Origin of the sequence: Roseixanthobacter finlandensis, from assembly GCF_043195105.2 — a bacterium.
In the GTDB taxonomy this organism is placed as follows: domain Bacteria; phylum Pseudomonadota; class Alphaproteobacteria; order Rhizobiales; family Xanthobacteraceae; genus NCEH01.
Genome location: NZ_CM195536.1, coordinates 4,267,431 through 4,281,376, shown reverse-complemented (window position 1 = coordinate 4,281,376; position 13,946 = coordinate 4,267,431). Strand labels below are relative to the sequence as shown.

The following is a 13,946-nucleotide window of genomic DNA, read 5'->3' as shown; positions in this document are numbered from 1 at the left end:
TGGGAACAGGCATTTCGGGAGAGAGACGGCCGTGGCAGTGATGGAGCATGTGGGCCTGATCGGTGGCGTGGGCGTGGGTCTCGCACTCGGCGGCCCCCTTGGGGCGCTGGTGGGGGCGCTCGCAGGCCATGCGGTGGATCGCTTCCTCGCCCCCGCGCCGCGCCCGGCCGCCTTCTCGGTGGGGCTCATCGCGCTCTCCGCCAAGATGGCGAAGGCCGACGGCGTTGTGGTGCCGGCCGAGGTCGCCGCCTTCCGTGAGGTGTTCGCCATTCCCGACGAGGAACTGGAAGGCGTGGCGCGGGTGTTCAATCTCGCCAAGCAGGACACCGCCGGCTTCGAATCCTATGCCCGCCAGATCGGCACCTTGTTCGCCGACGAGCCGGATACCCGCGAGGATCTGCTGGACGCGCTGTTCCACGTCGCCAAGGCCGACCACGCCCTGCATGAGGACGAACTCGTGTTCCTCGCCGAGGTCGCGCGCTTGCTGGGTTTTGAAGGCGTCGCCTATGAGCGCATCGAAGCGCGCCACGTGCGCCGGCCGGGCGATCCCTATGCGGTGCTCGACCTTTCCGCCGAAGCGACCGACGCCGAGGTGAAGACCCGCTGGCGCGCCTTGGTGGGCGAGCATCATCCCGACCGCCTCGCCGCGCGCGGCCTGCCGCCGGCCGCCGTCAAGCTCGCCAACGACCGGGTGGCGGCGCTGAACGGGGCCTATGATCGGATCGCGAAGATGAGGGGGCTGAAATGAGCGGCGCCCGGACCAGTCCCGCTCCCTCTCCCGCGTGCGGGGGAGGGCTGGGGAGGGGGCATGCGCCGATCCCGGGGCGCGCAGACTTGGCCCGGCCGCAACGGACTTTCTACCCATGAGCGAAACCGCTTTACCCTTCGCCCCCGACAGCGCCCTCGTGGGCGCCCTCGCGCCCTCGCCCAACCATGGCGCGCGCAAGGCCCCTATTGATATGATCCTGCTGCACTATACCGGCATGGAGAGCGCCGAAGCGGCCATCGCCCTGCTGCGGTCCCCCGCCGCCGAGGTGTCCTGCCATTATGTGATCCTGGAGGACGGCACCATCGTGCAGATGGTGCCCGAGGCGCGGCGGGCCTGGCATGCCGGCGTCTCGTCCTGGGAAGGCACCACCGACATTAATTCCCGCTCCATCGGCATCGAGATCGTCAATCCCGGCCACGGTCTCGGCTATCCCGATTTTCTTGAAGTGCAGGTGACGGCGGTGGGCGCGCTGGTCGCCGACATCATCGCCCGCCACGCCATCCGCGCCGACCGGGTGCTCGCGCATTCCGATGTCGCCCCGCAGCGCAAGGAGGATCCGGGCGAGAAATTTCCCTGGGACCTGCTGCACCGGGCCGGCATCGGCCATCTGGTGCCCGAGGCGCCGTTGCGGGGCGGGCGCTTCTTCATGATCGGCGATGGCGGAGAGCCGGTCGCAGCCCTCCAGGCCATGCTGGCGCTTTACGGCTATGGCATTGAAGTGACGGGTACGTTTGACGAGCAGACACGGGCGACCGTGACCGCCTTCCAGCGCCATTTCCGCCGCGCGAAGGTGGATGGCGTGGCGGACGCCTCCACCATCATGACGCTGCGGGATCTGATTGCGTGCCGGCCGGGGGACTCGCACGCTTGATCAAACGGAAACTGTGAAACGTGGTCGAGTTCCACTCTTTCATCGTCTTGCGACAGACTTCGCATTCAGCGCTGTCCTTGTCGCGCACAGGCAATCGATGGTCTTCTTGCTCGTAGAGGGAACCGCAATGAGGGCAAGTGAAATGGCCCGCTGAAGCTGAATGCCAAGTTTTGACCATGGTCGAAATATGCTCAGCTGCGGGCTTGGGTCAATACGAGCAGAGTCACCCCTGCCTCTGTGACTAACTTTATCCACTCTTGACGCAGGCGGCGCGAACGCCCATTCAGGCCCACCAGCCGGCCGGGCGGCCGCGTCACCTTCGGGTGCCGAGGAAAGTCCGGGCTCCACGGAGACACGGTGCCGGATAACGTCCGGCGGGGGCGACCCTAGGGAAAGTGCCACAGAAATCAAACCACCCGCGCATGCGCGGGCCAGGGTGAAACGGTGGGGTAAGAGCCCACCGCGCGACCGGCAACGGAAGCGGCACGGTAAACCCCACCGGGAGCAAAGTCGAATAGGGACGGCATCCTTTAGGAAAGCCCTGTCTTCGGGCCGCCGTCCGGGTTGACTGCTAGAGGCGCCGAGCAATCGGCGTCCCAGATGAATGGTCGCCACGCGGGCGCAAGCCCGCCGTACAGAACCCGGCTTACAGGCCGGCTGGTATTCTCCCTTTATCGCTTATTGCGCAGGCGGGCGGACAGATGTCCGCTCCGCCGGCACTGCCGTCGGGCGCAGGTGCGGCGGCGGGGCGAGCCCGCCGCGCCATCGGCTTATTTAGCCGAGGCTTTCACCGTCGGTGCGCTGAGCTGCAGGGTCTGAACCACCTGCTGCCCGAAGCCCGTAAGCAAATTATATTGTTCCGCAACGCTGTTGCCGCCCTGCGCCACCACCAGCGGGCAGTAGGCGGAGATCAGCGCATTGGCCACATCCGAGAGGCGGGCCTTGGGGTTTTGCTGCGACAGGGTGGTGGCAAGCTGCGCCACGGCCGCGCCGGCGAGCGGCGGGGTGGGCTTACCGACCAAGCTTACAGCCTTGTCGGCCAGATCCTTCGGCACCAGCTTGCCGTCATTGGCAGGGCAGGTGAGCTTGGCGGCAATGGAGGTGGGCTGGCGCGCGACCAGCGAGGTGCCCACCGGTGTCGCCCACACGGTCGCGACGTCGGGCATGGGCACGGCGGCGACCGCGGGCGAGACATCGGCCGCGACCTGGAGCGTGAAGCGGCGCAGTTCCGCGCTTTTCTGCCAGTCGGGAAGGCTGCTGGTGGCGACCACCGGGCAATAGGCCGCGGTCAGCGCATCGACCACCGTATCGGGGGTCGCGTCGGTGTCGGCGGCGGAATAAGCGGCGGTGAGAACGTGGATCTGCCGGTTGCCGCCCTGCATCATCTGGGTGATGGCGGCGACCGCCTTGGGGTCTGGCCCGGTGGAACCCGGCCCGCCGCCCACCTTCGGGCAATCGAAGGCCGAGGCTTGCTGGGTGCCGTAATCCGGCACGTGCGCGGTGGCGCGCCAAGCGGCGACCATGGCCGGGGTCGCGCTCGGATCGGCCTTATTGCCCCAGGACGTGCGCACATAATTCACCAGATCCGCCACCTGCTGGTCGCTGAGCCGGCCGGCGAATGAGGGCATGGGCCCATAGGTGCCGCCGGAGGGCAGGCCGCCGAGGATCGCCATGATCACGTTATAGGGCTCGCTCGCCACCACCGCCGGATTGCCGGCGAGCGGGGGGATGATGTCGGTGGAGCCGGAGCCCTTGGACATGTGGCAGGGCGCGCAATTGTCCACATAGCTCTTGGCGGCGCGCTGGAACACATCGGCCGGAAGCGGCGAGGCGGCCTGCGGCGCGGGAATGTCACTCGGCGGCGGCGCGTCCATGAGATAGGTGACGAGGGCCGTCAGGTCGGTGGGCGTGAGGAAGCCGAGGCTGTCGTGCACCACTTCTGCCATAGGGCCGAACACCGAGGTCTTGCCGGTAGAGGAGCCGCTCTTCAGGAAGGTGGTCAGCTTGTCGGCGGTCCATCCCGATGCCTTCAGCCCGGCGGTGGAAATATCCGGGGCCCAATAGCCATCCACTTCGGTGCCGAGGAAATTCTGCTTCTGCTTCACCGCGCCCATGAGGTTGCGCGGCGTGTGGCAGTCGGCGCAATGGGCCAGGGTCTGGGCGAGATAGGCGCCGCGATTCCACGCGTCGCTCTTGCCGGTGGTGGGCTTGAAATAAGCGGGCTCGAAGAACAATTCGCGCCAGGCCAGCAGGCCGAGGCGGACATTGAACGGGAAGTTGAGCTGGTTTTCCTTGCGCGGCTCGGCGATCGCGGGAATGCGCCGCACGAATGCCCAAAGGGCCTTCAGGTCGCTTTCCTCGATGCCGGTATAAGCATCGAACGGCATGGCGGGATAGAGATAGGCGCCATCAGCCCGAATGCCGTCGTGCAGCGCGGCCTTGAACTGCTCATAGGTCCAGGTGCCGATGCCATAGGTGGGATCGGACGTGATGTTCACCGAAAACATGGTGCCGAACGGGGTGTTGAACGGCAAATTGCCGGCGAACGGCTTCTTCGGGTCGCCGGAATGGCAGGGCATGCAATCGCCGGCCTTGGCGAGATAGGCGCCCTTGTCCACCAGGGCCGAATCATCGGCCTGCGTCTGAGCCCATGCGGCACCTGAATATGCTGCCGTTGCGGCACAGGCAGCCCACAGAGCCGCTTTGCGAAGCCTACGCATGAACCCGCCCCCTTTTTGAATGTCCCATCCCTACATTGGACATCTTACATTTTAGAGACGGGAAGACAGCCCCCCTCGCGCTCAGTTGCCGCGGGCACGGGCTTGGGCGAAAAGAGCGGGGCTCCGGTGCGTCGCGCCAGGATCCTTTCGCCCCGCCCGTTTGCCCGCCCTCCGGGGCCCGCAGCGAGAAGAAACGTCGCATGCCGCGCTCAAAGTCCGCCTCCGACCGCCCGCTCCGCGACCAGATCGTGGAAAGCCTGACGCCAGATGATGCCGCAGCCGAGCATGCGCGGCTCGCGGAGGAGATCGCCGCCCACGACGCGCGCTATTACCAGGAGGATGCGCCGAGCGTCACGGATGCGGAATATGACGCCCTGCGCCTGCGCTACGAAGCCATAGAGGCCCGCTTTCCGGACCTGCGCGACACCGACAGCCTCTCGGAAAAGGTGGGCGCGGCGCCGGTCTCGAAATTCGCCAAGATCACCCACGCCGTGCCCATGCTCTCGCTGGGCAACGCCTTTTCCGACGAGGAGGTGGTGGAGTTCGTCGCGCGCGTGCGGCGCTTCCTGAACCTGCCGGCGGACGAGACTTTGTGCTTCACCGCCGAGCCGAAGATCGACGGCCTCTCCTGCTCGCTGCGCTTCGAGCGCGGCCGTCTCGTCTCCGCCGCCACGCGCGGCGATGGCAGCCAGGGCGAGGATGTGACCGCCAATGTGCGGACCATCACGGAAATTCCCCATGTGCTGAAAGGCGATGGGGTGCCCGAGCTGATCGACGTGCGCGGCGAGGTCTATATGGACAAGGGCGATTTCCTCGCCCTCAACGAACGCCAGGAAGCGGCGGGCAAGCCTCTCTTCGCCAATCCGCGCAATGCCGCCGCCGGCTCCCTGCGCCAGCTCGATTCCGCGATCACCGCCGCGCGCCCGCTGCGCTTCTTCGCCTATGCCTGGGGCGAGGCGAGCACCTTGCCCGCCGACACGCAGCTGGGCGTGGTGCGCGCTTTCGGGAGCTGGGGCCTGCCCATCAATCCCCTGACCATCCTCGCCGAGGATGCGGCCGGCCTGCTGGCGCATTTCCGCAAGATTGGCGAGATGCGAGCCCAGCTCGGCTATGACATCGACGGCGTGGTCTACAAGGTGGACCGGCTCGACCTTCAGCGCCGGCTCGGCTTCGTCTCGCGCTCGCCGCGCTGGGCGCTGGCGCACAAATTCCCGGCCGAGCAGGCGACCACGGTTCTGGAGGACATCGAGATCCAGGTCGGCCGCACCGGTGCGCTCACCCCGGTGGCGAAGCTGATCCCCGTGTCGGTGGGCGGCGTGATGGTCTCCAACGCCACGCTGCACAACGAGGATTATATCCGCGGCATCGGCGGCGACGGCGCGCCGATCCGTGGCGGCGTCGATATCCGGATCGGCGACACGGTGGTGGTGCAGCGCGCCGGCGACGTGATCCCGCAGGTGGTCTCGGTGGTGCTGGCGAAGCGGCCGCAGGGGACGAAGGCCTTTGAATTTCCTCACCATTGCCCAGTCTGCGGCAGCCTCGCGGTGCGCGAGGTGGACCCGAAGACCGGCAAGCAGGATGCGGTGCGCCGCTGCACCGGTGGCCTCATCTGCGCCGCCCAGGCGGTGGAGCGGCTGCGCCACTTCGCCTCGCGCAACGCGTTCGACATCGAAGGGCTCGGCGACGAGAACGTCCAGCTCCTGTTCGATGCCGATCTCGTGCGCGCCCCGGCGGACATCTTTCGCCTGCATGAGCGTGGCGACGAACTGCGAAACGCCTTCCTGGCGCAGCGCGAACTGAGAGCGCAGCAGCGCGAGGCCGAGACCGGAAAGGCCCGCAAGAACAGGCTGGCGGACGAGAAGCGGCAGTTCCTCGGCATAGACAATTTGCTGGCCGCCATCGAGGAACGGCGCACCATCGCGCTCGATCGCTTCATCTTTGCGCTGGGCATCCGCCATGTGGGCGAGACCAATGCCAAGCGCCTCGCCCGCCATTACGGCGCCATGGACGCCCTGCGCGATGCTGCGCTTGCGGCGGAGATGCCGGAAGAGATGGAGGCGGCGGCCGCCCCCGAGGCCGCTCAGGCGGAGGTTACACCAGAGGAGCCCGGCCCCGCGAAAGTCCGGCGCCGCAAGCCGCAGGGCAATGACGCCTGGGCGGAAATGATCAATATCGACGGCATCGGCGCGGTGGTCGCCGAGGCGGTGGTGGACTTCTTCCGCGAGCCCCACAACCGGGAGGTCGTCGAAGCGCTGCTGAAGGAGGTCACGCCCCAGGCGCTTGAAGCCGTCTCCACCGGGTCGCCGGTCTCGGGCAAGACCGTGGTCTTCACCGGCGCGCTGGAAAAGATGACCCGCGAGGAGGCAAAGGCCATGGCGGAGCGGCTCGGCGCCAAGGTCGCGGGCTCGGTTTCCGCCAAGACCGACATCCTGGTGGCGGGTCCCGGCGCGGGATCGAAGCTGGAGAAAGCGCGCGCGCTCGGCGTACAGGTGATCACCGAGGATGAGTGGTTCGAGCTGGTGGGGTGAGGCTTTCCCAGCCCTTTCTGAGCAAAATGTTTCACGTGAAACAATGGCTTAGCGCGGACGAACAGCGGTTTACTGGCGCTTCTCCGCCGCTTGGCGCCGGACCACACCGCCATTTCGGGCGAAGGTTCGGCCAACATTTCGGCGACGCCCGGATGCGCGGGAAAACCTGCCGCCCGGCTCGGATGCATCTTAGGTCGGATCGACATTCAGCGGCCTGGTGGATCGTCGAGGCGCCGGACGGCAGGTACGCGCGATTGTCTTTCTTTCACCAGCCGTCATGGCCGGGCGTGTCCCGGCCATCCACGCCACGCCGAGCGCGCGGGCCTTGAAAAGCTGGCAACAACGGACCCGCGTGGATGCACGGGACAAGCCCGTGCATGACGTCTCCTGCAACGGCGTCAAGCCATGAATGTCGATCGGCCCTAAAGCGGGGTGCGCGCCCGCATGGCGGCGGAGAGGGTGCCTTCGTCGAGATAGGCGAGATCCCCGCCCACCGGCACGCCATGGGCGAGGCGGGTGACCTTCACCGGCAGGTCGCGCAGCAGGTCGGTGATGTAATGGGCGGTGGTCTGGCCATCCACCGTGGCGCCGAGCGCCAGGATCACTTCCTTGAAGCCCTCGGCGGCGACCCGGCCGATCAGCTTGCCGATGGAGAGATCCTCCGGCCCCACCCCGTCGAGCGGCGAGAGCACGCCGCCGAGCACGTGATATTTGGCATTGATGGCCGAGGCCCGCTCCAGCGCCCACAGATCGGAGACGTCGGCGACCACCACCAGCACCGTCGGGTCGCGCTCATGGTCCGCGCACACGGTGCAGGGATCGCGCACATCGAGATTCCCGCACACCCGGCATTCGACGATCTTGCCCAACGCGTCCTGCATGGCGAGCGTGAGCGGGGCCAGCAGGGCTTCGCGCTTCTGGATCAGATGCAAGGCGGCCCGGCGGGCGGAACGTGGGCCGAGCCCCGGCAGGCGGGCCAGCAGCTGGATCAGGCGTTCAATCTCGGGGCCGGCGACGGCGCGGGGCATGGCGGGCTTTCTCGACGCGAACTTCAGAGCGTCATGTAGCCCCGCCATCGGGTTTCCGCCAAGGGTGCCGACAGGGTTGAGGGAGCGCCTATCACGCAAGCGGCGCGATATCGCCGTCGGCGGCAAACTCGGTGGCGACCCGCACCAGCCAGCGCCGCACCACGCTTTCCTCCTTGGGAGAAAGGCCGGCCGCCATGCGCGCTTCAAGGGGCGCGGTGCGAGCCCGGCATTGGACCAGCAGGGCCTCGCCCGCCGGCGTAACGTTGAGGCTGATGGCGCGCCCGGCGGCGGGCGCGGTCCGCGTGAGGGCGCCGTCGCGCTCCAGGTTTCGCACGATCACGGTCAGGGTCTGCGGCGTGAGCAGCGCAAGCCGGGCGATCTGCGCCGCCGGCTGTCCGGGATAGGCCTTCACCAAGGTGAGGACGAGGAATTGCGGCGCCGTCAGGCCAAGATCCGCCAAGGCCTGCTGCAAGGCATGGCTGGAGGCCGCGTTCGCTTGGCGCAGGAGATAGCCCAGATAGCCGTCCACGCCCCGCTTGCGCTCGCCGGGGCGCGGCAGAGCGCCCGCGCGCCTTGGGTCATCTCCATGCGGCAGAGCGTCTGCGCGCGGCGAAGCGGAAGAGGCGGCCTTGCTCTTCATATCAGACCTCTTATATACACGCCGATATCAGTCCTCTGATATGCACGATGGAGCCTGAGACGTCCATGTCCGACACGACCGCACCTCATGTCCGCATCTCCCCCGCCAAGGCCTATGGCCTCGCCAAGCCTGTATTCGCCGCGCTCGCCGACCTCAGCGCCGCCGTGAAGGCGAGCGGGCTTGAGACTTCAATTTTGGAATTGGTGAAGCTGCGCGCCTCCCAGATCAACGGCTGCGCCTATTGCGTGCAGATGCATGCCACCGACGCCCGCAAGGAGGGGGAGAGCGAGGACCGCCTGCAATTGCTCGCGGTGTGGCAGGAGGCGCCGGTCTTCACCCCGCGCGAGCGTGCGGCGCTGGCCTGGACCGAAGCCCTCACCCGCCTTTCGGCCGGACCCGCCTCGGACACCCTCTATGCTGAAGTGAGCGCGCACTTCTCCGAAACCGAGATCGTCAATCTCACCGCCGCAGTCGGATTGATCAATATGTACAACCGCTTCGGCGCGCCGCTGCGCTATCCGCCGGCGGTCGCGAAGACCGGCGCGTGAGCGTCGGCCTCGCGGTTCGATGCCCTCACCGCTCGACGAACGCGCTGAGCCGCGTCAGCGCGTCGTCCCATTGCCGGGAGACCTCATCGAGATAGGCGCGGGCCGCGTCCACGGTTTCGGGGCGGAAGGCGAACTGGCTTTCCCGTCCCACCCGCACGCTGCGCACGAGGCCGGCCTCCTCCAGCACCCGCAGATGCTTCGTCACCGCCTGCCGCGTCAGCGCCGTGCCGGCCGACAGGCCGGAGATGGAGCGCGCCTCTCCATCGCTCAGGCGGGTCAGCAGGGCGAGGCGCGTGTGATCGCCGAGGGCGGCGAACACCGGAACCGGGTCGGGCCCGGCGGCGGAAAGGCTAGCGCTCGACATAGGCTTGGATATTGCCCATCTGCGCGGTCCAGCCCCGCTCGTTCATCCGCAGGGCGTCGGGCATGCGATGGGGCGGAATGGCATCGAAACCGGTTTCGGTGACGGTGAGGCGGGTTCCGCCCGCGATCGGCGCGAGGCGGAACTCCACCAGCGTCGGCGTCTCGCCGGAATAATCCACCCCGGCCTCAATGGCATAGGGATGCCATGTGTAGGAGAACAGGCGTGGCGGCTCCATCTGCTTCACGGTGGCATTCCACCTCACATGCTCATATCCGGGAACCGTCATCTGACCCGTGGAGCGCGCGCCGGGCACGAACGGCCCATCCAGCTTCACGCGGAACCATGTGCCGAACGCTTCATGGTCGGTGAGCGCGTGCCACACCTTTTCGACCGGCGCCTTGAGATCGATGGTTTTCTCGATTGAGTTGGACATAGGCAACCTCCTGGTTGCCTGATCATCTCAAACGCAAGAAAATACGCAACTAAAAAGTTGCGTGTCTAACCCCACGGCGGCGCGGTTTGCCCCGAAAAAATACTGCATGCCAGCAATTGCCTATATCGCGTGCGAATTGCTAAAACTTTGGGCAATGTCGGCCGGGTCACCGGCCACCCTCCGTCCGCGCCTCGCACGTTCACGGACCGCCAAGGATGGCGCCCATGTTTCCGATCCTCGCGTTTCTCAAGCGCCTGCTGCCTGCGCTGACCCCGGTCAGCAATGTGGAGCGCCTGCGCGCCGCCTGCGGGGCCGGGCTGGGCCTGTTCCTCACCGGCTTCATCACCCAGCTGGCGCTCGGGCCGGTGGATAATCTGGTTCTGCTGGTGGCGCCCATGGGTGCCTCGTCCGTGCTGCTGTTCGCGGTGCCGTCGAGCCCGCTGGCGCAGCCCTGGTCGATCATCGGCGGCAATCTGGTGGCGGGGCTGGTGGGCGTCACCGCCGGCATTCTCATTCCCCATCCCTATGTGGCGGCGGGCGTGGCGGGCGGCGTCGCCATCGGCCTGATGCTGGTGCTGCGCTGCCTGCATCCGCCGAGCGGCGCGGTGGCGCTGACCGCCGTGCTCGGCGGCCCGGCGATCCATGCGCTCGGCTATCAGTTCGTGCTCTGGCCGGTGGGGATCAATTCGCTGCTGCTGCTCGGCTGCGCGCTCGCCTACAACAATCTCACCGGCCGCCGCTATCCCCACCTCGCCCCGGTCGCGGCGGCGCCCGGCGATCCCGGACGCGCCAAGGATCGCGTCGGCTTCTCCGCCGCCGACCTCGATGCCGTGCTGAAGCAATATGGCGAGGTGATGGATATCGACCGCAACGCCCTGGAAGCGATCCTGCGGCAGGCCCAGACCCGCGGCTATCTGCGCCGCACGGGGGAAATCACCTGCGGCGACATCATGACCCGCAACGTGCTGGCCGTGGCACCGGAAACCCCGTTGCGCGCGGCGCTCGACCTGCTGCGCGGCCATCACATCAAGGCCCTGCCGGTGACCGACGAGAAGGCCCACGTGGTGGGCATCGTCACGCAGACCGATCTGCTCGACAAAGCCGACTGGGGCCGCAACGGGCCGCACATCGGCTTCGCCCGCCGCCTGAAACAAGGCCTCAATGCCGGACGCGCGCCGGACGCCAGCGTCGCCGACATCATGACCACGCCGGTCAAATCGGCGCGGCCCGACACGCCGATCGCCAATCTCATTCCCATGATGCTGGATGCCGGCCTGCACCATCTGCCGGTGATGGACGCCCATCTCCAGCTCGTGGGCATCGTCACGCAGACCGACCTGATCGCCGCATTGTTCTACGGCAATCTCGCCGGACGCCTCGCGCCGAGCCGAACGGCGGGCTGAGGGAAGGGGGCGACCTGTCAGGCCAGGGGCGGGGGCGCCAGCACCTGTTCCAGCCCTTCGTCCCACGGCGGCACGGAGCCATAGAGCGCGGCGAGATGGTCGATGAACACCCTTACCTTCTGCGGCAGGAAGCGCCGGCTCGGATAGACCGCGAACACCCCGACGCGATGGGAGGCATGGAAATCGCGCAGCACCACCTTCAGCGCGCCGCTGCGCAGTTCCGGCCCCACGTCCCAGGTGGAGCGCAGCGCGATGCCGACCCCGGCGAGCACGGCCTCGCGCACCACCTCGTTGGAATTGGTGCGCAAAGGCGAATAGACGCGCTGGGTCACCGGCCCGTCCGGCCCCTCCAGCCGCCAGGGGTCCTGCCCATGGGTGGCGAGCAAGGTGTGGTCGGCAAGATCGGCGAAGCTCTCCGGCACGCCGGCGCTGGCGAGATAGGCCGGGCTCGCGCACAGTACCCGGTGCACGGGGGCGAGGCGGCGGGCGACCAAGCTGGAATCGTTCAGGTCGGCGATGCGCACCGCGATGTCGAAGCCATCCCCCACGATGTCCACGAACGCGTCGGACAGTTCGAGATCTATGGTCAGGTCGGGATTGGCGGACAGCAGCGGCCCGAGATGGGGCGCGATATGCATGCGGCCGAACGAGGTGGGCGCCGACACCCGCAGCAGCCCGCGCGCCTCGGTGGAGCGGCGCGACAATTGGGTTTCCGCCTCCTCGATCGAGGCGAGGATCGCCACCACCCGTTCATAAAAGCCTTGCCCCGCCTCGGTCAGCGTCACCTTGCGGGTGGTGCGCTGGAACAGCCGCGCGCCGAGCCGGTCTTCCAGCCGCTGCACCCTCTTGGAGACCACCGGCGGGGAAAGCCCAAGCTCGCGCCCGGCGGCGGAGAGGCTGCCGGCGGTGACGATGCGGGCGAAGATCTCCAGATCCCCGAGATTGCCGATCATGGGCCGGGATTCGGCCGTGGGGCGGCGGGCCTGGCCTGGACGGCTGGGGGGGCGGCGTATTGTTTCCATTGCTGATTTTATTTTAGCCGCAACGGAAATAATCCGCGACCGCTTTTCCCTGCAAACCGATTATAGTCGTAAAAAAAGGAAACGGTTCAAGGGATGCCGCAATGACGAGCCTCAGGCTTCCGGCAGCGGACGAGACGACCCTCGCCAATCGCGAGACGATCATCGCCGATCTGCGCGCCATCGTGCCCGGCGAAGGCGTGATCGCGCACGAGAAGGAAATGCGCCCCTACGAATCCGACGGGGTGACCGCCTATAAGAATCTGCCGCTCGTGGTGGTGCTGCCGAGCACGACCGAGCAAGTCTCCCGCGTGCTGAAATATTGCCACGACAACAATGTCCGCGTGGTGCCGCGCGGGGCGGGAACCTCGCTGTCCGGCGGCGCCTTGCCGCTCCAGGACGGCGTGCTGCTCGCCATGGGCAAGTTCAACAAGGTTCTGGACATCGATTTCGCCAATCGCTGCGCCGTGGTGCAGCCGGGCGTGACCAATCTCGGCATCACCCGCGCGGTGGAGCACGAGGGCTTCTATTACGCGCCCGACCCCTCCTCGCAGATCGCCTGCACCATCGGCGGCAATGTGGGCGAGAATTCCGGCGGCGTGCACTGCCTCAAATACGGGCTCACCACCAACAACGTGCTCGGCGTCGAGCTGGTGCTGATCACCGGCGAGATCGTGCGGCTCGGCGGCAAGCATCTCGACCCCGGCGCGCTGGACCTGCTCGGAATTATCGTCGGCTCCGAGGGGCTGCTGGGGGTGGTTACGGAAGTCACGGTGCGGCTGCTGAAGAAGCCGGATACGGCGCGCGCGGTGCTGGTGGGCTTTCCCACCTCCGAGGATGCGGGCGAGTGCGTGGCGCGCATCATCAGCGCCGGCATCATTCCCGGCGGCATCGAGATGATGGACCGCGACGCCATCGCCGCCGCCGAGGCGTTCGTGAACGTGGGCTATCCGCTGGATGTGGAAGCCCTGCTGATCGTCGAGCTGGACGGGCCGGAAGCCGAATGCGCCCATCTGCTGGAGGAGGTGGCGGCCATCGCCAAGGGCTGCAACGCCTCCACCTTGCGCGTTTCGCAGACCGAGGAGGAGCGGCTCGGCTTCTGGGCCGGGCGCAAGGCGGCGTTCCCAGCGGTGGGGCGGCTCTCGCCCGACTATCTGTGCATGGACGGCACCATCCCGCGCCGGCAATTGCCCCTGGTGCTCTCGCGCATGCGGGAGATGTCGGCGCAATACGGCCTGCGGGTGGCGAACGTGTTCCATGCCGGCGACGGCAATCTGCACCCGCTCATTCTCTATGACGCGAACAAGCCGGGCGAATTGGACGCGGCTGAAGCCTTCGGCTCCGACATCCTGCGCCTGTGCGTGGAGGTGGGCGGCGTGCTCACCGGCGAGCATGGCGTGGGCGTGGAAAAGCGCGATCTCATGCCCACCATGTTCAACGAGGTGGACCTTGCCCATCAGCAGCGCCTGAAATGCGCCTTCGACGACCAGGGCCTGCTCAATCCCGGCAAGGTGTTCCCGACCCTGCACCGCTGTGCCGAATTCGGCCGCATGCATGTGAGCGGCGGCCAGGTGCCGTTTCCCGACATTCCCCGTTTCTGAGCGGCCGTCACGGCCAGGAATC

At 67.2% G+C, this 13,946-nt stretch carries 12 protein-coding genes and 1 other RNA gene; 7 read left to right on the top strand and 6 right to left on the bottom strand.

All coding sequences use genetic code 11. The annotated features are described in order from the left end of the window. Nucleotides 1-40 precede the first annotated feature (40 nt). The 3 genes from V5G24_RS20070 to rnpB all read left to right on the top strand — a co-directional run bounded on the left by V5G24_RS20070 (nt 41) and on the right by rnpB (nt 2,305). Complete coding sequence (locus V5G24_RS20070; protein ID WP_394085123.1) at nt 41-748, top strand: TerB family tellurite resistance protein; 708 nt, start codon at nt 41-43, stop codon at nt 746-748. Nucleotides 749-863: 115 nt separating this feature from the next. Beyond that, a complete protein-coding gene (locus V5G24_RS20065) occupies nt 864-1,640 on the top strand; it encodes an N-acetylmuramoyl-L-alanine amidase (protein ID WP_394084913.1) in 777 nt (258 codons plus the stop codon). 292 nt (nt 1,641-1,932) lie between these two features. Then, an RNA gene (rnpB, locus tag V5G24_RS20060) (RNase P RNA component class A) lies at nt 1,933-2,305 on the top strand. A 105-nt stretch (nt 2,306-2,410) separates the two neighbouring features. Here the strand turns inward: rnpB and V5G24_RS20055 are convergent. Then, nucleotides 2,411-4,360, bottom strand: coding sequence for a c-type cytochrome (locus V5G24_RS20055; protein ID WP_394084914.1), 1,950 nt, complete (start codon nt 4,358-4,360; stop codon nt 2,411-2,413). A gap of 200 nt (nt 4,361-4,560) precedes the next feature. Here V5G24_RS20055 and ligA point away from each other — a divergent pair, with 200 nt between their 5' ends. Continuing rightward, a complete protein-coding gene (gene ligA / locus V5G24_RS20050; RefSeq protein ID WP_394084915.1) occupies nt 4,561-6,888 on the top strand; it encodes an NAD-dependent DNA ligase LigA in 2,328 nt (775 codons plus the stop codon). A gap of 422 nt (nt 6,889-7,310) precedes the next feature. Here ligA and recR read toward each other — a convergent pair whose 3' ends face one another. Both recR and V5G24_RS20040 read right to left on the bottom strand, forming a co-directional pair. Beyond that, nucleotides 7,311-7,916, bottom strand: coding sequence for a recombination mediator RecR (gene recR, locus V5G24_RS20045; RefSeq protein WP_394084916.1), 606 nt, complete (start codon nt 7,914-7,916; stop codon nt 7,311-7,313). Nucleotides 7,917-8,007: 91 nt separating this feature from the next. Then, entirely contained in the window at nt 8,008-8,556 is a 549-nt protein-coding gene (locus tag V5G24_RS20040) for a MarR family winged helix-turn-helix transcriptional regulator (RefSeq protein WP_394084917.1), read from the bottom strand. A 65-nt stretch (nt 8,557-8,621) separates the two neighbouring features. Between V5G24_RS20040 and V5G24_RS20035 the strand changes: the two genes are divergently transcribed. After that, on the top strand, nt 8,622-9,104 hold the full coding sequence (locus tag V5G24_RS20035) for a carboxymuconolactone decarboxylase family protein (protein WP_394084918.1): 483 nt from the start codon (nt 8,622-8,624) through the stop codon (nt 9,102-9,104). Nucleotides 9,105-9,129: 25 nt separating this feature from the next. Here V5G24_RS20035 and V5G24_RS20030 read toward each other — a convergent pair whose 3' ends face one another. After that, nucleotides 9,130-9,468 carry an ArsR/SmtB family transcription factor gene (locus tag V5G24_RS20030; protein WP_394084919.1) on the bottom strand — a complete coding sequence of 113 codons (339 nt, stop codon included), beginning with the start codon at nt 9,466-9,468 and terminating at the stop codon, nt 9,130-9,132. Then, nucleotides 9,455-9,901 carry an SRPBCC family protein gene (locus V5G24_RS20025; protein ID WP_394084920.1) on the bottom strand — a complete coding sequence of 149 codons (447 nt, stop codon included), beginning with the start codon at nt 9,899-9,901 and terminating at the stop codon, nt 9,455-9,457. Before V5G24_RS20025 ends, V5G24_RS20030 begins: the two co-directional genes overlap by 14 nt. Before the next feature lie 224 nt (nt 9,902-10,125). Between V5G24_RS20025 and V5G24_RS20020 the strand changes: the two genes are divergently transcribed. Continuing rightward, nucleotides 10,126-11,304 carry an HPP family protein gene (locus V5G24_RS20020; RefSeq protein WP_394084921.1) on the top strand — a complete coding sequence of 393 codons (1,179 nt, stop codon included), beginning with the start codon at nt 10,126-10,128 and terminating at the stop codon, nt 11,302-11,304. 17 nt (nt 11,305-11,321) lie between these two features. On the opposite strand, the gene V5G24_RS20015 is transcribed toward V5G24_RS20020, so the two are convergent. Beyond that, nucleotides 11,322-12,257, bottom strand: a complete 936-nt coding sequence (locus V5G24_RS20015; RefSeq protein WP_394084922.1) for a LysR family transcriptional regulator — start codon at nt 12,255-12,257, stop codon at nt 11,322-11,324. Nucleotides 12,258-12,427: 170 nt separating this feature from the next. Here V5G24_RS20015 and V5G24_RS20010 point away from each other — a divergent pair, with 170 nt between their 5' ends. Beyond that, nucleotides 12,428-13,924: an FAD-linked oxidase C-terminal domain-containing protein gene (locus V5G24_RS20010; protein WP_394084923.1), complete on the top strand. Its 1,497-nt coding sequence runs from the start codon at nt 12,428-12,430 to the stop codon at nt 13,922-13,924. Nucleotides 13,925-13,946 lie beyond the last annotated feature (22 nt).